This is a genomic window from Nocardioides sp., from assembly GCF_035503875.1.
Classification (GTDB): domain Bacteria; phylum Actinomycetota; class Actinomycetes; order Propionibacteriales; family Nocardioidaceae; genus Nocardioides.
Genome location: NZ_DATJTA010000028.1, coordinates 1 through 19888, shown reverse-complemented (window position 1 = coordinate 19888; position 19888 = coordinate 1). Strand labels below are relative to the sequence as shown.

Annotated in this window: 15 protein-coding genes; 2 read left to right on the top strand and 13 right to left on the bottom strand. The window is 72.0% G+C overall.

Translation table 11 applies throughout. The annotated features are described in order from the left end of the window. Positions 1-152 precede the first annotated feature (152 nt). Positions 153-2948 (top strand): FAD/NAD(P)-binding protein, encoded by a 2796-nt coding sequence (locus VMF51_RS06800; RefSeq protein ID WP_325473654.1) that lies wholly within the window; start codon positions 153-155, stop codon positions 2946-2948. Positions 2949-3009: 61 nt separating this feature from the next. On the opposite strand, the gene VMF51_RS06795 is transcribed toward VMF51_RS06800, so the two are convergent. The 13 genes from VMF51_RS06795 to VMF51_RS06735 form a co-directional block, all read right to left on the bottom strand. Then, positions 3010-3903 (bottom strand): phosphate ABC transporter ATP-binding protein, encoded by an 894-nt coding sequence (locus tag VMF51_RS06795; protein ID WP_325473653.1) that lies wholly within the window; start codon positions 3901-3903, stop codon positions 3010-3012. Positions 3904-3999: 96 nt separating this feature from the next. Further along, positions 4000-5454, bottom strand: a complete 1455-nt coding sequence (locus VMF51_RS06790; RefSeq protein ID WP_325473652.1) for an Ig-like domain repeat protein — start codon at positions 5452-5454, stop codon at positions 4000-4002. 40 nt (positions 5455-5494) lie between these two features. Continuing rightward, positions 5495-6130 (bottom strand): hypothetical protein, encoded by a 636-nt coding sequence (locus VMF51_RS06785; protein WP_325473651.1) that lies wholly within the window; start codon positions 6128-6130, stop codon positions 5495-5497. A gap of 39 nt (positions 6131-6169) precedes the next feature. After that, complete coding sequence (locus tag VMF51_RS06780; RefSeq protein WP_325473650.1) at positions 6170-7531, bottom strand: substrate-binding domain-containing protein; 1362 nt, start codon at positions 7529-7531, stop codon at positions 6170-6172. Positions 7532-7667: 136 nt separating this feature from the next. Beyond that, a complete protein-coding gene (locus VMF51_RS06775) occupies positions 7668-8588 on the bottom strand; it encodes a sortase domain-bontaining protein (RefSeq protein ID WP_325473649.1) in 921 nt (306 codons plus the stop codon). Continuing rightward, positions 8585-11449, bottom strand: coding sequence for a hypothetical protein (locus tag VMF51_RS06770; RefSeq protein ID WP_325473648.1), 2865 nt, complete (start codon positions 11447-11449; stop codon positions 8585-8587). Before VMF51_RS06770 ends, VMF51_RS06775 begins: the two co-directional genes overlap by 4 nt. Continuing rightward, on the bottom strand, positions 11446-13155 hold the full coding sequence (locus VMF51_RS06765) for a substrate-binding domain-containing protein (RefSeq protein WP_325473647.1): 1710 nt from the start codon (positions 13153-13155) through the stop codon (positions 11446-11448). The genes VMF51_RS06770 and VMF51_RS06765 overlap by 4 nt, the downstream gene beginning before the upstream one ends. Further along, a complete protein-coding gene (gene pstA, locus VMF51_RS06760; RefSeq protein ID WP_325473646.1) occupies positions 13152-14309 on the bottom strand; it encodes a phosphate ABC transporter permease PstA in 1158 nt (385 codons plus the stop codon). The genes VMF51_RS06765 and pstA overlap by 4 nt, the downstream gene beginning before the upstream one ends. Beyond that, entirely contained in the window at positions 14306-15331 is a 1026-nt protein-coding gene (gene pstC, locus VMF51_RS06755) for a phosphate ABC transporter permease subunit PstC (protein WP_325473655.1), read from the bottom strand. Before pstC ends, pstA begins: the two co-directional genes overlap by 4 nt. 308 nt (positions 15332-15639) lie before the next feature. Next, a complete protein-coding gene (locus VMF51_RS06750) occupies positions 15640-16608 on the bottom strand; it encodes a sulfate/molybdate ABC transporter ATP-binding protein (RefSeq protein WP_325473645.1) in 969 nt (322 codons plus the stop codon). Further along, entirely contained in the window at positions 16605-17444 is an 840-nt protein-coding gene (locus tag VMF51_RS06745; RefSeq protein WP_325473644.1) for a sulfate ABC transporter permease, read from the bottom strand. The genes VMF51_RS06750 and VMF51_RS06745 overlap by 4 nt, the downstream gene beginning before the upstream one ends. Beyond that, complete coding sequence (cysT, locus tag VMF51_RS06740) at positions 17437-18276, bottom strand: sulfate ABC transporter permease subunit CysT (protein WP_325473643.1); 840 nt, start codon at positions 18274-18276, stop codon at positions 17437-17439. The genes VMF51_RS06745 and cysT overlap by 8 nt, the downstream gene beginning before the upstream one ends. Positions 18277-18317: 41 nt before the next feature. Continuing rightward, positions 18318-19394 (bottom strand): sulfate ABC transporter substrate-binding protein, encoded by a 1077-nt coding sequence (locus tag VMF51_RS06735; RefSeq protein ID WP_325473642.1) that lies wholly within the window; start codon positions 19392-19394, stop codon positions 18318-18320. 263 nt (positions 19395-19657) lie between these two features. On the opposite strand from VMF51_RS06735, the gene VMF51_RS06730 reads away from it, so the two are divergent. Continuing rightward, positions 19658-19888, top strand: a 231-nt coding sequence (locus VMF51_RS06730) for a hypothetical protein (RefSeq protein ID WP_325473656.1), incomplete at its 3' end; no start/stop codon positions are given.

Below are 19888 nucleotides of genomic sequence, written 5' to 3'. Positions count from 1 at the left end.
CAGTAACTACTGCCGACTCGACGCGCAACTACTGCCGACTCGGCGTTTCTGGTCCCCGGACGACGCGCGGGGGGCTGCGCATTCGTCCTGCGCACCCGGGGATCCGTAGAATCAGTTTGTCGAGTTTTCTAATGCTGTTAGGACGGTTCGCTATGAGTGCAGGACGCCGCCCCCGTGGGCACGGCCCGACCGTCGCGGTGGTGGGGGCCGGTGCCGCCGGCACCCTCGTCGCCCTCCACCTGACCCGGACCGCGGCCCGCCGCAGCACCGGCCTCGACATCGTCCTCGTCGACCCCGTCGACCGGCGCGCCCAGGGCGTCGCCTTCGGCACCCCCGACGAACAGCACCTGCTCAACGTGCCCGCCTCCGGCATGACCGCGCTCCCCGAGGAGCCGGGCCACTTCGCCGCCTGGCGCCAGCGGGACGCGCAGGAGCTCGATCCCGACGCCCAGACCTCGCCGTACGACTTCGCGCCCCGGCGGCAGTGGGCGCGCTACCTCGACGAGACCCTGGAGGAGGCCCGGCACGCGTCGTTCGGCGAGATCGGCCTGCGGCATGTCCGCCAGCAGGTCGTCGGGGTACGGCGGACCTCCACCGGCGTCTCGCTGCGCACGGCCGCCGGCGGCGAGATCGTCGCCGACGCCGTCGTGGTCGCCTCCGGCCTCCCGGCCGCGGGCAGCTCCTGGGCACCCGACTCGCTCGCCTCCTCCCCCTTCTTCGTCGCCGACCCGTGGGCGCGCGGCGCCCTCGACGTCGTACGCCGCGACCGCACCGGGCCCGCCGACGTACTGCTGGTCGGCACCGGCCTGACCATGGTCGACGTCGTCTTCTCGCTGACCGACGCGGGCAGCCGGCCCGACCGGGTGGTGCACGCGACCTCCCGCAACGGCCGGCTGCCGCAGGTGCACGCGCCGCAGCTCCAGCTCGCCGCCATCCCCGACATCACCGAGTGGGGAACGAGCCTCGACGAGGTCCGCACGGCGGTCGAGCGGCACGTCGCCGAGGTGCGGACCACCGCCGGCGACTGGCGCCCGGCGCTCGACGGGCTGCGGTTCCGGGTGCAGGAGCTGTGGGGGCGGCTGTCGGATGCCGACAAGGAGCGCTTCCTGGCCGAGGACGCCGGCCGGTGGAACACCGTCCGGCACCGGATGGCGCCGACGAGCGCGGTCCGCCTCGACACGCTGCGGGCCGAGGATCGCCTGCGGATCGGCACCGGACGGGTCGTGGGCGCGGAGCCGCTGCCCACCGGCGGCCTCCGCGTCGAGCTCGACGACGGCAGCACCCGTGACGTCGGCTGGGTCGTCAACTGCACCGGCCCGCAGTCGGATCTGCGGCTGCTCGGCAGCCCCGTCCTCGACGACCTGCTGCGCGAGCGCGGCGGCGCCGCACTGGCCTCGATCGACGTGGCCGGCCTCGGCGTGCGCACCGAGAACGGCCGGCTGATCGCCTCCGACGGCGAGACCGACGCCCCGCTGTGGACCCTCGGCGCGCTGCGCCGCGGCGAGCTGTGGGAGACCACCGCGATCCCGGAGATCCGGCTCCAGGCGGCCTCGGTCGCCCGGGCCGTGCTCGACGAGGTGGCCCCGCTCCCCCGGCGCCTCGCCGACGGCCGGCTGGTCGGCGGCCGGCACCCGATCGCCCGGCCGCGGGACCCGCTGGGCCTGCCGCTGTCGACGACCAGTGAGGCCGCGGCCGCCTACAACGCCGGGCTGGAGCGCCTCATGCGCCTCCAGGACGGCGCCGAGGAGCAGCTGCGCCTCGCCACCGAGCTCGACCCCGGGTTCGCGCTCGCCCATGCCGCGCTGGCCATGCTCGGCCACGAGGCGGGGGCGGACGCCGACGTACGCGCCTCCCTCGAGGCGGCCCGCAAGGCCGCCCGCCAGCGCGGCGACGACCGGGAGCGCAGCCTCGTCGACGTCGTGGGCCTGCGGGTCAAGGACGTACGGCGCACCGGGTCCGACGCCCTGATGCACCACATCTCGCTGCACCCGCGCGACGTGCTCGCGGTCTCCGCGGCGGTCCCGACGATCGCCTTCTCGGGCGTCACCGACGTCCAGCAGGAGGCCTGGGACCTGGTCGAGGGCCTGGCTCCGGCGTACGGCGACCACTGGTGGTACATCTCCCTGCTCGCCTTCACCCGCCAGGACCAGGGACTCTTCGAGGAGGCCGGTCTGCTCGCCGAGAGCGCACTCTCCTGCGAGCCCTCGTCCGGTCACGCGGTGCACGCCCAGACCCACGTGCTCTACGAGACGGGCCAGCACGAGGTCGGTCGGGTCTGGCTCGACCACTGGGTCGCCGAGAGCGGCCGCTCGGCCAGCCACCGGGCGCACTTCTCGTGGCACGCCGCCCTGCACGAGCTCGCCCTCGGCGACACGGAGGCCGTACGCCGCCGCTACTACTCCCAGCTGGCCGCGCCCGAGGTCACCGGCGTCCGCGCCCTGGTCGACTCGGCCTCCCTGCTGTGGCGGTGGCGGGTGACGACCGCCGAGACCCCGCCCCCGGTGGCGCCGGTGCTCGACGCGATCGAGCCCGGGCTGCTGGAGCGCCCGCAGACGCCGTTCATGGCGCTGCACGCCGCGATCGCGTACGCCGCCGCAGGCGACCTGGCCGGTCTCCAGGCCCTCACCGCGCACTGCCGACGCTCCCGGGACGGGGTGCTGCGCGGCACGGTCGCGACGCTGTGCCAGGCGTTCGCCTCGGTCGTGGAGGAGCGTTGGGAGGACGCCGCCTCGCTGATCGAGGACGTGCTCCCGGTGCTCGCCCGCGTCGGCGGGTCGGCCGCTCAGCGGGAGGTCGTCGAGGAGACGCAGCTGATCGCGCTCGTCAACGCCGGACACCACGACCGGGCGATGAGGATCCTCGACGAGCGCCTGCACCGGCGGCCCTCGCCGTTGGACGAGCGACGCCGGTCCACGCCGGCCCCGGCGCCCGCCGCCGCCCTGACCTGAGAACGCAGATCGGGCCGGACGTCCCCATGTCGTCCGGCCCGGTCGTGCGCGTCGGGATCGGTCAGCCGAACCGGCCGTTGACGTAGTCCGCGGTCCGCTGGTCCTGCGGGCTATCGAAGACCACGTCGGTGGGGCCGTGCTCCACGATCACGCCGGGCGTGCCCTGGGCCGCCAGGAAGAAGGCGCACTGGTCGGAGACCCGCTGGGCCTGCTGCATGTTGTGGGTGACGATCACGATCGTGACGTCCCGGGCGATCTCGCCGATCGTCTCCTCGACCACGCGGGTCGAGGTCGGGTCGAGGGCCGAGCAGGGCTCGTCCATCAGCAGCACCCGCGGGCGTACGGCGAGCGACCGCGCGATGCACAGGCGCTGCTGCTGGCCGCCGGAGAGGGCCGACCCGGGCTGCCGGAGCCGGTCCTTGACCTCGTTCCACAATCCGGCCCGGGTCAGCGACTCCTCGATCAGCGCCTCCCGGTCCGGTCGGGCGATCTTGGTGCCGGTGATCTTCAGGCCGGCGAGCACGTTGTCGGCGATCGACATCGCCGGGAACGGGTTGGGCTTCTGGAAGACCATCCCGATGGCCCGGCGGGCGTCGGTGAGCCGGCGCTCGGGGTCGTAGATGTCCTGGCCGTCGAGTCGCACCTCGCCGGCGAGCTGGGCGCTGGGCACCAGCTCGTGCATCCGGTTCAGGATCCGCAGGAAGGTCGACTTGCCGCAGCCGGACGGGCCGATCAGCGCCGTCACCCGGCCCGCGGGGATGTCCAGGGAGACCCGGTCGAGGACCTTGCGCTGACCGAACCAGGCCGAGACCCGGTCCGCCTCCAGCGTGGCGGCGGTCGACACCGCCGCCGGGGCCGCGGCCGCCCCCGTCGGGACCACAGGCGTCTCCGCCGTCACGTCCTCCGTGAGGACGGGCAGCACGTCGGTCACCGCTGCACTCGGCTCTGCACTCATGGCACCCTCCTGATCGCGCCCCGGCTCGTGGAGCCGGGGCGGGCACGTGGGGGCCGGCACCCGCCGACCCCCACGCTGTTTGTCGAGATAGATACTCTACTTCGACTTGACCTTCGCCGTCTTCGACTTGGCCGCCAGGTAGTACGCGTCACCGGCGTAGTCGACGCGCACCGTCCAGGTGCCCTTCGGCAGCTTCGGCAGCTTCGCGGTCGCCTTCCCGGCCTTGACCGTGACGACGACCCGCTTGACGGCCTTGCCCTTGGTCAGCACGACCGTGGCCCTGCCGCCCGCCTTCACCAGGCCCGCAGGGCTGGCGACGGTGACCGTCGCCTTGCCGGCCTTCTTGCGGGTCGGCTTCTTGGCCACCTTCAGGACGGGCTTGAGTCCGCCCACCTTGGCCACCGAGACCGTGCGGTTCGAGGCCGCCTCGGACACCGTGGCGGACCCGCTGTAGGCCACCGTCAACGAACGAGCGCCCGGAGCCAGCGCCGTCGCCGGCACCGTGATCGTCGCCGAGCCCTGGGCCAGCGTCCCGGTCGCGAGCGTGGCGCCGCCTGCCTTGACGCTCACGGTCCCGGTGGGCGTGCCGCCCGCCGCCGCCACCTTGGCGGTCACCGCGAAGGTCCGGCCGTACGCCGCCGACGCCGGCACCGTGGCCGTCAACGTCGGAACCGCCTTGGCGACGTTCACCGCGACGACCGGGGACTCCGAGCCGGAGTAGACGTCGGTCTTGGTCGGGGTGAAGACGGCCCGGTAGGAACGCGCTCCGACCTGGCTCGCGGGCACGTCGAGAGTGGCCCCCCGGTCGGCCCGCGCCACCGGCTTGGTGCCGAGGCTCGTCGTGCCGTCGAAGAACTCGACGTCGCCGGCGGCCGAGCGCGACAGCCCCGCGGTGAGGCGCACGGACCCGCCGTACGTCGCCGCTCCGGACGTCGTGAGCGTGGTCGCGGTCGGCAGCACCGTGCCCCCGTCGCCGAGCGACCAGGTGCCCGCGCTGCCGTTGACCTGCACCAGCGCCGACGCGTAACGGCTGCCCACCCCCGCGGCCGCCGAGCTGGTCCGCAGCCGGATCTCGAAGGTGAGGTTCTCGTAGTCGTCGAAGACGTCGGCGAGCGTCAGGTCGGCGGCCGAGCTGCGGTACACCGCGTCGTCGGCGTTGATCACCGCCGGAGCCCCGGCCACCGGGAAGGCGCTGGTGCCGCTGAGCTGGGTGCCGGTCCAGGCTCCGGGCGCGACCTCGTCGTCGGAGCTGTAGGCGTAGAGCGTGGCGAACCCGTCGCCGTCCCGCACGACGTCGTCGGCGACGGCGAAGTCGGCGAGCGGCTCGTCGAGGTCGCCACCGGTCACCTCCTGGCCGGCGGCGTTGTAGAAGGTCAGCCCCCCGACGCGGTCGGGATCGGGCTCGCCGGCGTTCTCGTCGGCGGTGTACCACCCGGCGGCGTCCGCCTCGGTCGCGGCGTCCCACGCGTAGGCGCCGGCCCCGGTCACGGCACTGAGCGCGAGCGCCGCACCGATGACGGTGGCCCACCTCTGTCGCGGCTGCAGGTTCATCGTGTTCCTCTCGGAGAAGAAGTTCGTCCGTGACCAGGGGTCACGAGGTGCTGGAGTCGGGCAACAGGTCGGCCGCGCCCGCACAGGAGGCGTCGCCGCCCCGCACGAGCTCCCACGTGTCGCCGTCGACACGGAGGTCGGCGGTGTCGTAGGGCTCGTTCGTGAGCGTGCCGACGCCGGGGACCCCGAGATAGAGCCGGAGCTGGACGTAGCCGTCGAGGTCCGCCGGGAAGGCGGAGACGAAGTCGGCGATCGACCACGCACCCTCCTCGACGTACGTCGCCGGCCGCTCGGGGTCGACGTACTCCGCGGCCCGGGAGATCGGCGACCCGCTGAACTCGGAGGCCTCGACCCCCTCCCGCGGCTGGTAGCCGAAGAGCGTGGCGACGGCGCCCTCGGGCACGTACGGCTCCCCGACCGGCGTCTCACCGAGCGCGTAGGCCGCGAAGGGGCGGTCGGTGACCTTCCCTCCCGTGATCTGCTCGCCGTCGGCGGAGCAGAGCGTGAGCGCGCCCGCCGACTGCGCATCGTCGTACGGCGTTGTCCGCTCGGCGGTGAGGCGCCAGGCCACCACCCCCGCCGCGACCAGGACACCGAGCACGAGGGCACCGATCAGGACCGGGCGCAGCCGGCGGCGCGGCGGCGCCACGTCGGCGCTGATCTGGTCGGTGCTCATGCGGTTCTCCCGGGGTCGCGGTGGGGGTGACGGGACGGGTCAGTCGGTGATCTGCGGCGCGTCGTTCTCGTCGAAGACCTGGTAGTCGGGCTCGATGCCGGCCGCCTCCAGGAGCGCCTCACCGGCAGGCGAGGCCACGAACGGCGTCGGGCCGCCGGGGTTGTAGAACAGGGCCTCGACCCAGTTCAGGGAGCTGCCCGGCTGCCACGGGTCGTTGCTGTCGTAGTCCGACTTCCGGAAGACCGCGTTGTAGCCGAAGTTCGTGCCGTACGGCGCGTCCGCCTGGCCGGTGGTGCCGGCGGAGCCGTTCGGGTCGAGCAGCTTGACGCCCGTGGGGAACGCCGAGAGGCGCTTGTTGCCGTCGGCGCCCGTGGTGCCGGTGTAGGGCACGGTGCCGTTGTAGGGGTTGGTCTTGTCCGACCCGTCCTCGGCGACGGTGTAGTAGCCCGACTCGAGCACCCGGTAGCGCCCGCGCGGGAACGGCACGATGGCGTTGCGCTCGGCGACGTCGCCCAGCGCCGTGATCGCGGTCGGGTCGTTCTGCTGGACGGTGATCCGGTTCTGGTTGCCGTCGCCGGTGAAGGTCGGGGTGCTGGTCTGTGCCCGGATGCCGTCGCGGAACGTCGTCCACATGCCGGCGTCCGTGGGCAGGACCAGCGGGACGATCGTCTCGTTGCGCGCCGCCCCGCTGTAGCCCGGGTTGGAGCCGAGCGCGGCACCGGGACCGGAGTAGCCCGGGACCTGGCCCCAGGTGGTGATGTTGCCGCTGTAGATGTCGCGGATCTGCGCGCCGGTCAGCGTCGCCGGGGCGTTGGAGCTCGTCGCCGTGGCGATCAGCTGGCGGTCGGTGCCGACCCGGACCGTCCAGACCTTGGTCCCGAGCTTCGACTGCGCCGTGTTCTGGTTGGCGGTGGTCGGCCGGTTCGGCGTGCGGCCGGCGTCGATCCAGCCGCCGACGCCGTTGACGACCTTGTCGTTGATGATGGCGTTCAGGCCGCCACCACCGCCCCCGGTCGGGCGGACGACGAGGTCGGCCCCGGCACGCAGCGAGATCGTGGGGTTGAGCTGCTTGACGTCCTCCCGCTTGACGTAGGGCGTACCGCCCTGGTCGATCGACGGCAGCAGCCGCGGGTCGACGAAGGCACTGCGCCCCTGGGCGTCGCCGGAGGAGTCGAAGTTGATGAACCGCCACTTGTTGCCGGCGGTGTTGTAGCCCGGCAGCTGGTGGTAGCCGTCGGCCAGGAAGTTGAACGACGTCTGGATGATGTCCGACCCGGTGGTCACGACGTCGTCGGGCTGGGGGGCGGGGTCGGCGTGCGCCGGCGCCAGGCCGAGGCCGAGGGCACCGGTCGTCGCCAGGGCCACCGTGGCGATCCCGACGCGCTTGCGTCCGTTGAGCATGGAAGTGCCTTTCGATGAGTAACCAAACCGAGATAGACGAGTTTGACGGCTGCGGAGGACCCTAGGGGCCGAACGCGACGAGCGGGGCGTTTCCCGCTAATACAGAAGTAATTCGATAGACATTGGCTTCTCTGGTCTAGACGAGCGCGGGGAGGAACACCGCCGCCTGGGAGGCCACGAGCCAGAGCGCGGCGAGGACGACGGGGCCGCCGGCGATCCACGCGGCCGTCCGCGACCAGCGCGACCAGGCCCAGACCAGGCCACCGAGCGCCAGGATGAGCAGCTGGAGCGCGAGGGCCAGCAGCGCCAGGCTCGCGGCGTCGACCTGCACCGCCATCAGGTGGTCACCGGACTGGGCGGGAGCGACGCCCGAGGCCGGGACGGCTCCCGTGGCGAGCACGGCGTCGACGTAGAGTCCGGCGCCCGGTCGGGCGGACGCGAGACCGCCGTCCGGGTGCCCGGAGGTCCGCAGGGTGAGGCGGGAGCCACCGGCCGCGAGCGGCGCGGGCACCGGGTCCCCGGAGCGACGTACGGCGGCCACGGCGTAGACGAACTCGCCCTGCGCGGTCGTGACCGTCACGGGGTCACCCGGTCGCAGCTCGCTCAGCCGGCCGAACGGCGCCCCGAAGGTGAGCGAGCGGCCGGCGACCACGCTCACCCCCTGCTGCCCGGGGAGCACGGTGCCCGGCACGTGGCCGGGCCCGTCCATGAGCTCCCGCGAGCCGGTGCCCTCGACCACGACCAGGTCGTCCACCCCGGCGTCGGGGATCGCCAACAGCGCGATCGGTCGCCCCGGGGCGATGGGCGCGCCGGTGGGGGCGGTGCCGGCGGCGAGGTCGGTGCGCAGCTGGTCGTACAGCTCGCTCTGAGCGCGGCCCTGCTGCACCCCGCTCAGCACCAGCAGGTAGACCAGGAACCAGACCACGACACCGGACAGGCCGAGCAGCACGTGCGAGAGCGTGAGCCGGAGCGACTCCCGGTCCGCGGTGCCCGGGGGCGAGGCGTCGACGGCGCCTCCGTGGACCACCGTCCGGCCCGGGAGGGTCGACACGCTCATGCCGCTCCCCCGCGCCGCAGCCGCCGCAGCCGCGCCCAGCCGCGACCGGCCAGGGCCTGCGCCGATCGACCCGCCGCCGCCAGCTCGGCGGGCCACCGCAGCACGGAACCGGCGAGGCCGCTCGCCAGCGCGAGGACCAGGAGGGTGAGCACCCCCAGGTTGCCGAAGCGCGACTGCGGAGCGGACGTGAGGCTCGTCGCCGCCTCGGTCACCGGCGCCGCCGGCGCGCCGACCCCTGTCGGCGGGGCCGCGGCGGCGGGCACGTCGGTGGCCGGCAGCGCGGCCGGTACGACGGGCGCGCCCGCGGGTCCGCCGGACGGTGTCGGACCGGGGCTCCCGGGATCGTTCTCCTCGTCGTCCGGGGACGGCGTGGCGGAGGGCTTCGTCCGCTGCGGCGTGCAGGCCTCGGCGTGGGTCGGCGGGTCGGTGTCGACGACCGGCTCGGCGCCGGCCTGCCGGTTCACCGCGGCCGCGGCCGTCAGCTGGAAGCGACGCATCCCGGCGAGGCCGTTGGCGTCGGTGACCGGGAGGTAGCCGGGCGGCAGCTGGCCGTTGGCGCGGCCGCTGACCTGGCCGCGGTCATGGGCGTAGCAGACCAGCCGCACCAGGTCGTCGGCCGTCGAGCGGGCGAGGCCGGAGGTCGGCACCAGGGCGTAGATCGGCATCGCGCCCGGGTAGGCCCGCTGGCCGCCGGCGCTGTTGAGCGCGGGGTAGTCGAGCGACCAGGTCTGGTCCTCGTCGGCCGGCACCAGGAGCTCGCCGGCCGCCTTCAGCCCGGCGGTGTCGCCGTCGACGAAGGTGCGGCCGCCGGCGTCGGTGAACTGCTCGCCGACCGGGACCGAGGACGTCGTCTGCAGCGACGCCGTCCGCAGGTTGTAGCGCTCGGCGGCCGACAGGGTGACCAGCCCGAGCAGGAACCGGCTCCCCACCGGCTGGGCTCCCTCGAGCCGGAACGGCAGGGTGGTCATGTCGCTGCCGTCGTACAGGCAGACCGTCCGCACGGCCGAGCGGCCGTACTGCAGGTTCACGATCACGTTGCCGAGGCTGCTGAGCGGGTTGGCGATCAGCTGGAGGTACGGCGTCGGGCTGTTCTTGTAGCAGGCGTTGGCCTCGCGGAACCAGTCCGGCGCCAGGACGTCGTCGAGCAGCGGCCAGTTGTCGAGCGGCAGCTCGATGTCCTCGTAGTTCGGGTTGACCCGCATGCCCCACGGGTCGGGCGTGCCGTCCAGCCAGGCGCGCGCCTCCCGGTCGGCGTCGATCCAGCTGGTCAGCGCCCAGGTCAGGTCGGCGTTGGCCGACAGGGTCTGGAGCGCGGCACCCGAGATCCTGCTGCCCTCGACCGGCAGACCCGGGTTGAGCGCGCGGAACTCCTCGTCCTCGGTGATGTTGAGCGGGTTCTCCTCCAGCTCCTGGTGACCCTCGCGCACCAGCGCCGCGCCGAGGTACGACGACGTCAGCAGCTTGGCCACCAGCCGGGCGTTCAGGCGCAGGTCCTCCACCCGCTCCCGGTCCGCGCCGTCGATGGTGAAGGCGATCGCGAAGCCGCCCACCGCGAGCGGCGCCTGGACCACCGGCCGCAGGATCGACTCGCCCACCGGGGCGGTCGTGAGCCCGGCCGAGAGGTCGTTGGTGTTGATGGCGCGCCGCGCGAGCGAGTCGGCCTGCTGGATGTGGTTGAAGGCGAACAGGGACTCGTCGGTACAGAACCGCGGCCGCCACGAGGCCGAGAGCTCGTTGGCCACGATCGAGCCGATGATCTCCAGCGGTTTGGTCGCCGACTCGACGTCGCAGACCTCGGCGCTCACCGCGAAGTCGAGCGGCACCGTGATCCGGTTTCGCCAGTTGGAGGCCGCCCACCACAGCGAGCCACGCACCGCCTGGTCGGTCGTCGCGACCGACTTGCCGGTGCCGGGCTCGTAGGCGCCGGTACGCCGGCAGGCGGTGTTCCCGGCGGCCAGCTGACCGGCGGTGAGCGGCTGGCCCGCGCTGGTGGACTGCACGGTCCCCGCCGGGAGCCGGTGGCCCCAGGCGTCGCAGCTGAGACCCACGATCGGCACGGCCACCAGGGCGCACCTGACCTCGGCCGAGCAGCCGAGCGAGGCGTTCTCGGCTCGGGTCCACACCGAGAAGTCGGCCTTGCCGGACCCGTCGGCCCGGGTGGTCGCGTAGGTCGTGTTGCTGGGCAGGCCGGCGCCCTCGGAGTCGGAGGTCTCGGGCGGCAGCTGGACGCAGCCCTGCGACGGGTCGGGACCGCCGGCGTACACGGTGCCGTCGGCCGCGCGGAAGGGCAGCCAGCGCGCGGAGGCCGGGGAGGCCGTGCACTCGTCGGGGAGCGTCGCGGGGGCACCGACGACGGCCTGGCGCTCGGCCGGTGCGGCGGCGGCGTCGAAGCGCCAGCCGGGGTTCGGCGTACCGCTCGGGAAGTAGCGCTCGCCCGTGGTCTGGGTCCAGCAGGTCTCGGGCGAGAGCCGGGTCTGACCCGCGGGCACGGCGCCGGTGGTGTCGACGCCGCGGCACTGGATGAGGACGAACGGGTACTCCTGGTCCTTGGCCTCCGCCGAGTTCGGGTCGGCGACGATGGCGCCGGTCGGGTGCGCGCCGGTCCAGCTGACCGCGACCTCCTGGCGCCCGCGCAGGTCCCGGGTCTGCGAGACGGTCAGCGAGATCTCGTTGCGGCTCGCCTCGGCCTGGGTGCCGTCCTCGTCGACGAAGTCGCGCGTGGCCGTCACCGACTTCGTGACGGCGGACCCGTCGGCCGCGCCGGCCGTCGTCGGGAACACGGGGACGACGGCCGCGAGCCCGGCGAGCAGCAGCGACGTCACGAGGAGCAGGCCGGCCGCCCGCCGGCGCCGATCGCTCACTTGCGGCCTCGGCGCAGGAGTCCGCGGCTCACGACGACCGGGACCACCAGGACCCCCACGAAGAGTCCCGCGACGAGCGCCGTCAGCGTGCCCGTCCCGCCGAGGGTCTCGCCGGCACTGAGCGTGGTGGCCACGACCGAGCCGGTCTCGCCCCCACCGCCCGTACCGTCCGCGGACACCCCGGCGCCGCCGGGCGCGTCGGGCACGCCGTCGCCGTCGGTGTCGGTCGTCAGCGGAGCGGCACCGGGGGCCTCGGTGGCTCCGCCGGTGGGGGTGCTGCCCGCTCCCGGTGCACCCGGCGTACCGCCGGCGCCGCCGCCTCCCTCGGATCCGCCCCCGCCCTTCGGCTCCTGCGGCACCTTGCCGTCGCCGTCGGGGTTGGCGTTGAAGGCGCCCACGTTGTCGGCGCACGGACCCTGGCCCGGGCGGTCGCACTCGGCCGGGAACGGCGCGATCTTGGCGAGATGGTTCTCCGACGGCTTGCCCGCGACGAACGTCGGGTTGTGGCAGTTCTTGACGTCTCGGATGATCGAGGCGTCGAACTGCACCTTGTCGTCGGCGAGCTTGAGCTTGTTGACCTGGGTGAAGCCGGCCTGGACGAGGTTGATCGGCAGCGGCGAGTAGCCGATCGGCCCGACCCCGGACTGGCCCTCGCAGATGGAGTTCTTCAGGAAGTCGACGATCGTCTGCCGCTTGGCCGTCGTCATCCGGGTGTCGTCGGCAGCGGTCGGGATGATCGCGTACACGTACGACGACAGCGGATAGGTGCGCTTGTCCGGGTTGACGTAGACCCGGTCGAGCTTCTGGGTGAGGTACTCGGGGTCCCGGGGGTCGTTGTTGATCTGCGCGGCGGTGAGCGCCACCGCGACGTTGTACTGCGTCGGCAGTGTGAAGTAGCCGGCCTTGTTGAGCACCTTGGCCACCGGGAAGTTGGCGCCGAGCGGGTAGGAGTACTCCTCCATCGCGATCGCGCCGTTCGCGCCCTTGCTCTTGACGAAGTTCATCACGCCGTCGGAGCCGGACTGCGCACGCTGCGGCCCGCGGCTCTCGCCGCAGTTGACGGGGAAGTAGTCGGTGGGCGCGAGCTTGCCGCCGTTGCACTGCTTCCACAGGCTCGGGTACTGCGCGACCATCCACGTCGTGAACTGGTTGGTGATGCCGGCGCCGTCGGCGCGCACGACGGGGATGATCGGGATCGACGGCAGCGCCCGCCCGTTGTTGTCCTTGGTGATCGCCGGGTCGTTCCAGTTGTCGATCTGGTTGGTGAAGATCTTCGCGATCGTCTCGCCCGACAGGCGCAGGTTGCGGACCATCTTCCCGCCGACCAGGACGTTGTAGGGGAAGGCCGTGCCGCCCGCCACGATCGGCAGGTAGGCGAACGACCGGCCCAGCGGCGAGTCGTCGGCCCCCGTCGTCGGGTCCTTGCCGCGGTACGGCGAGTCGGTCACCCCGAAGTCGGTCTGCCGGTTCGCGTAGTCCTTGCGGCCCTGCGCGGCGCCGTTGGCGGTGTAGACGACCTTGAGACCCTTGGCGTCCACGTCCGCGACCCACTGGTTGACGGCGTTGGCGGCCCAGGAGGAGCCCGAGCCCTGGATCAGGGCGTACGACGGCGCCGCGCTGGCGCCGCCGGGACCGGCGAGCAGGGCGACGTAGAACGCGAGCAGGATCGCGACCGTGCGGCGCAGCCGGGACAGGGAGGTGATCATCGGGACTTCTTTCCACCGGCGACGAGCCGGGCCAGGACGAACAGGGTGAGCACCACCGCGAGGAGGACGGCGGCGGCGGCGTACGCCCGCTCCTCCATCGCGGGGTTGCCGGTCTGGACGGCGGCGTAGATGAACAGCGGCAGCGAGTTCATCGGGTCCTGGACCGGGTTGGCGTTGAAGTACGTCGACGCGCCCGACGTCAGCAGCACCGGGGCGGTCTCCCCCACGGCCCGCGCGATGCCGAGGATCAGCGCGGTCGCGAGGCCGGGCTTGGCCGTCGGCAGCACGACCCGCCAGACCGTCTGCCACTTCCCCGCCCCGAGGGCGTACGACGCCTCGCGCAGCCCGCCGGGCACCACGCCGAGCACGACGTAGCTGGCGCGCGCCATGATCGGCAGCGCCATCACGGCCAGCGCGAGCGAGGCCGCGAGGCCGCTGGTGGGCATGCCGAGGTAGACCAGGCAGACGGTGTAGATGAACAGGCCGGCGACGATCGAGGGGAGGGCCGTCATCGCCTCGATGACCGTGCGGACCAGATCCGCCAGCCGGCCGCCGACCTCCGAGATGTAGACGGCCGTCGCGACGCCGAGGGGCATCGCGATGGAGACGGCGATGAGGACCTCGATCAGGGTGCCGACGATGGCGTGCAGGATGCCGCCGCGGGTGAACGGGTCGTCGGCGCGCACGCCGGCCATGTCGGAGGTGTAGAAGTTCGCGTTCGAGAGGACCGGCAGGCCCTTCCACAGCGTCATCACCACGACGCTCGCCAGCGCGAGGCCGACCAGGGTCGGCGCGGCGATCACCGCGGTCGTCACCACCCGGTCGACGACGACCTGGCGCGGCTGGGTCAGCGCGGTCACGCCGGCGTAGAAGGCCACGAACACGAGGTAGCCGACGACGACGAAGCCGACCACGCCCTCGAGCGGCAGGATCCGGCTGTAGAAGAGCCACGTGGTCGCGAGCGACCCGGCGGCGGCGCCGACGACAGTCAGCCGGTCCTCGCGGGTCCGGCCGCTCGGGCGGCGTACGTCCTCCTCGACCGGCGGCGTGGCTGATGCGGCCGGCACCGGCGCGGCCGGCGGAGCGGGCGCGGTGGCGACCGGCTCGGGCTCGCGCCGGCGCCGGCCCGGCGGGCGGGTGACGGTCTGGGTCACAGGTCCGTCACCTCCCGGCCGCGCGAGCGGGAGACGATGACCGCGGCGAAGCTGTTGACGACCAGCGTCATGCAGAACAGCACGAAGCCCGCGGTGAGCAGCGCGGACAGCTGCGCCGCCGAGGCCTCCTTGAAGCTGGACGCGATGAGCGAGGAGATCGTCGAGGTGCCGGACTCCAGCACGTAGGGCTTGATCTCGAAGGTCTGGGAGATGACCAGCACCACCGAGATGGTCTCGCCGAGCGCCCGGCCGAGCGCGAGCATCGTGCCGCCGACGATGCCGCTGCGGCCGAAGGGCAGCACCACCGTGCGCACCATCGCCCAGCGGGTGGCGCCGAGCGCGAGCGCCGCCTCCTTCTCGTTGACCGGCGCTTCCGAGAAGACCTCGCGCATCACCGAGGTGGCCATCGGGAAGATCATCATCGCGACCGCGATGGCGGCGATGAACGCCGACCCGGCGTACGACGGGTAGCCCGGCAGCTGGTTCCAGATCGGGTAGTCGACGTCGGTGCGCACGTGGAAGAGCGGGAACCACCCGAGGTGCTTGCTGATCCAGTGCGCGACCTCGGTGGCGTGCGGCTGGATGATGAAGAGCACCCAGAGGCCGAAGACGATGCCGGGGACGGCGGCCATCATGTCGACCATCCGGATCAGGCTCGGCCGCAGCCGCGCGGGCGCCCAGTCGGAGATGAACAGGGCGGTCAGCAGCGACAGCGGGAAGGCGACGACCAGCGCGAGCAGGGCCACCTGGATCGTCCCGACCACCACGGCGGCGATGCCGATGATGTCCTGGCTGGGCAGCCAGCGCGACTCGGTGAAGAAGCCGAGGCCGTAGTGCCGCAGGGTCGGGACCGACTGCAGGCCCAGGAAGATGCCGATCGACGAGACGATCAGCAGCACGACCAGGCCGGTCGCCCGCACGGCGATGAGGTAGAGCCGGTCCTGTGCCGACTCGCGGCTGCGGATGACGCGGGGGCGGTCCTCCTCGGAGGTGTCCACCAGCACGTCGGGCACCGCAGTCATCACGTTCCGTTCCTCGGCTTCGCACGGGGCAGCCGGGACGGCACCCTCCTCGCTGGGAGAAAGGTACTCAAAGTAGATCAGATTGATTGGAATTTGGTTGATTGGTCTAGACCCGCCCGAACGACGAGACCGCCCGCCTGAGGAGGGGTGCAATCTCCTCAGACGGGCGGCCGCCAGGGGGCGCGGGGTCCGCGCCGGCCACCGCCTGCCCGCACCGGACGGATCCGGGGGACAATCGGTGGAGGACCACCCGCCTGAGGAGGGGTGCAATCTCCTCAGACGGGTGGCCGTTCAGGGGTACGGCGAGCTCAGCCCACCGTCAGCGGCGCCACCATCGTGGCTCCGGCGACCGCCGTCAGCCAGACCTGGGCACCCTGCTCGAGCCCGACCGTGCGGGCATGGGTCCGGGTCATCACGACGGTGACGTCGCCCTCCTCGGTGGCGACCGTGGCCCGCACCTCGAAGCCGATGCGCAGCACCCGGGTCACCGAGCCGGGCACCCCACCCCCGACCGGGGTCGCCGAGACGTCGATGTCGTGGGGCCGGATCAGGTGGCCGTGGAGCCGGGTGACCTCGCCGAGGAAGCTCATCACGAAGTCGTTCGCCGGCTCGTCGTACAGCTGGTCGGGGGTGCCGACCTGCTCGACCCGGCCGTCGTTGATCACCACGATCTCGTCGGCGACCTCGAGGGCCTCCTCCTGGTCGTGGGTCACGAAGACGGTCGTCACGTGGACCTCGTCGTGCAGGCGGCGCAGCCAGTCACGCAGCTCCTTGCGCACCTTCGCGTCGAGCGCGCCGAACGGCTCGTCGAGCAGCAGGACGGTCGGCTCGACCGCGAGCGCCCGGGCCAGCGCCATGCGCTGGCGCTGACCGCCGGACAGCTGCGCCGGCAGCCGGTGCGAGAACTGCGAGAGGTGCACGAGCTTGAGCAGCTCGTCGACGCGCTCGGCGATCTCGGCCTTCGGCCGCTTGCGGATCTCCAGGCCGAAGGCGACGTTGCGGGCCACCGAGAGGTGCTTGAACGCCGCGTAGTGCTGGAAGACGAAGCCGACGTTGCGCTTCTGGACCGGGAGCCGGGTGGCGTCCTTGCCCTCGATCACGACGGACCCGCCGTCCGGGGACTCCAGGCCGGCGATGATCCGCAGCAGCGTGGTCTTACCGCCGCCACTCGGGCCGAGCAGGGCGGTGAGCTGCCCCTTCGGCAGCGAGAGGTTGATGTTCTCGAGGGCCACGAAGTCGCCGTAGCTCTTCGAGACTCCCGTGATGTCGATGCTCATGACAGTGACCTTTCACGGCGGTCCTCGCGTGCACGCAGCAGGAAGACCACGAGGATGGCGAGGACGGAGACGCTGGCGAGGAGGAAGGCGATCGCGTAGGCACCCTGCTGGTCGAAGTTGAGGTACTTCTCCTCGACCGCGAGGGTCGCCGTCCGGGTCTCCCCCAGCACGTTGCCGGAGACGACCTTGACCGCGCCGAACTCACCGAGCGAGCGGGCCAGCGTCAGCACGACGCCGTAGATGACGGCCCACTTGATGCTCGGCAGGGTGATCCGCCAGAACGTCTGCGCACCACTGGCGCCCAGACTCTGCGCCGCCTGCTCCTGCTCGATGCCGAGCTCCTCGAGCACCGGCACCACCTCACGGATGACGAGAGGCAGGGAGACGAACGCGGTCGCCATGATGATGCCGGGCGTGGAGAAGATGACCTGGAAGCCCCAGCTCTCCAGCGTCGGACCCAGCCAGCCGTTGCGGCCGCCGTACACGAGCACGAGCGCCAGGCCGACCACGATCGGCGAGACCGACAGCGGCAGGTCGAGCAGCGAGCTGACCACGCGCTTGCCCGGGAACTCGTTGCGCACCAGCAGCAGCGACATGCTCACGCCGAAGACCGTGTTGATGGCCGTCGCGACGACGGCCGCGATCGCGGTGAGCCGCAGCGCGGCCATCATGTCGGGGTCCTCGACGATGCTGCGCAGCGCCTCGCCGCCGTTCTCGAAGGTGTTGGTGACGACCAGCGCCACCGGCCACACGACGAGCAGGACGAGGTAGACGATCACGATGGCGCGCAGCAGGTAGGTCGTCGGGCTCTTGGGGTAGCGGTGTCGCTCAGCCACGGCGCGCCACCCTTCGCTGGACGATGTCGAGGACGACGATCACCAGCAGCGAGATCAGCAGCAGCAGCGTCGCGATCGACGCGGCCGTCGCCCGGTTGTCGTTCTCGATCGCGCTCAGGATCCGCACCGACGTCACCTCCGACTCGAACGGGAGGTTGCCGGACAGGAGCACGAGCGAGCCGTACTCGCCGACGGCGCGTGCGAAGGACAGGGCCGCACCCGCCGCGATCGCCGGCACCAGCGCCGGCAGGATGATCCGCCGGAACGTCGTGAACCGGCTGGCGCCGAGCGACGCGGCCGCCTCCTCGATCTCCTGGTCGAGCTCCTCCAGCACCGGCTGCACCGTGCGCACGATGAAGGGCAGCGTGACGAAGAGGAACGCCAGGTAGATCGACCACTTCGTGTTGGCGAAGTGGAGGCCCAGCGGACTGTCGTTGCCGTACAGGGAGAGCAGGACCAGGCCCGCGACGATCGTCGGCAGCGCGAACGGGATGTCGATGACGAGCTCGAGCAGGCCCTTGCCCGGGAACCGGTCCCGGACGAGCACCCACGAGATCATCGTCCCGATCACGATGTTGACGAGCGTCACGGCGAACGCCGCCGTCACGGTCACCCGGATGGCGGCCGCGGTCTGCTCGTTGGTGATGGCTCGCCAGAACCCGTCCCATCCCCCCGCCGCTGCCGTGGCTACGACAGCGGCGAGCGGGATCAGGACGAGCAGGCTGAACCAGATCATGGTCACCCCCAGCCCGATCCCGGAGGTCCGGGTCAGGTTGTGGGTCGGCGTACGTCGGGCGGTGGCCGGACGCACGGCCTCGATCTGCACGCTCATGGCACCCTCGCGTGGATCTCGGTCGTCGTTCGGTACGCCGCTTACTCGGACGCCTTGCCGGACTTGGCGATCGCCTCGGTGACGATGCCCAGCGACTGGCCGTCCTCACCGGTGCCGAAGAGCTTGTCCGCGACGCCGCTCCAGTCGCCGCCGCCGAAGTTCTTGTCGAGGGTCAGCAGGTTGGGGACGGCCGGGAACGGGTCCTCGGAGTTCGGGGCACCCTCGATGTCACCGGGCTCCAGGCCCACGGCGTCCCAGTCGACCGTGCCCGGCTCGGCGGTGTTCACCGGGCGGAAGCCGGTGAGGGCGAACTGCTTCTGGCCCTCCTCGCTCAGCACGAAGTCGAGCCAGTCCTGCGACGGGGCGCTGGCGTCCTTCAGGATCGCGCCCGGGTTCTCGATCAGCATCGTGGTCTCGGGGATGACGTACTCGAAGCCCTCGCCCTGCTGGGCCGCCAGGATCGCCTCGTTCTCGTAGGCGAGCAGCACGTCGCCGTTGCCCTGCAGGAAGCTGGTCGTCGCGTCCCGGCCGGAGTTGGTCAGCGACACGACGTTGGCGAACAGCTGGTCGACGAACTCGGTCGCCTCCGCCTCGGTGCCGCCGTTCTCGGTGACGTGGCCCCACGCGGCGAGCGCGTTCCAGCGGGCGGCACCGGACGACGCCGGGTTGGCGGTGACGACGCCCACGCCGGGCTTGACCAGGTCGTCCCAGCCCTGGATGTTCTTGGGGTTGCCCTCGCGGACGCCGAGGACCACGACCGAGGTCGAGACGATGCCCTTGTTCTCGCCCTGGTTCCAGGCGGGGTCGACCAGGTCGGCGTCCACCAGGCGCTTCACGTCGGTGGCGACGGAGAGGTGGACGTAGTCGGCCTTGAGCCCGTCCGCGACCGCGCGGCTCTGGTCACCGGAGGCGCCGTACGACGTCTTGAACCCGACGCCCTCGCCCTCGTCGGTCTTCTTGAACTCCTCGGCGATCGCCTTGTTGGCCGCCTCCGGGACGGCGAACCCGACGATGCTGATGGTCTCCGCGCTGTCGCCGGAGCTCGAGCCACCGCAGGCGGCGAGGCCGAGGGCCAGTACTCCGGCGGAGAGGCCCGCCACGACGCGCTTGATCTTCATCCTTCTGCACCCTTCGTCGAGCCGGTTCATCTAACCGGCCTTTTTACTAATCTCGAGCAGAGTACTCGACTTAGACGACGAATGTGCACCGGGGTGTCCAGATCGTGTCGCCTCGACTGCTGCCGCGGCTTTCCGATATCGTATATTTCAGACTGCGGGGGTAGGTCCAACACGGGAGACGACTTCGGTCAATGGGGCCGGGGTCTCTATCGTGGACAACGTGGCCCGAGGGGCCGAAACTGGAACATGTTCCAGTTTGAGGCGTGGCCACCGTACGATCGACCAGTTATCGGTCAGCAATCGTCCGTATAGATGCGCCAAACGTGTTCGGCAGAGCAAGGAAGTGGGCCCAGGTGTCCAAGCAGGTGAAGCAGCTCGATCGGGTGATCATCCGGTTCGCGGGTGACTCTGGTGACGGGATGCAGTTGACGGGTGACCGGTTCACCTCGGAGTCGGCGGTGTTCGGCAATGATCTGATGACGCTGCCGAACTTC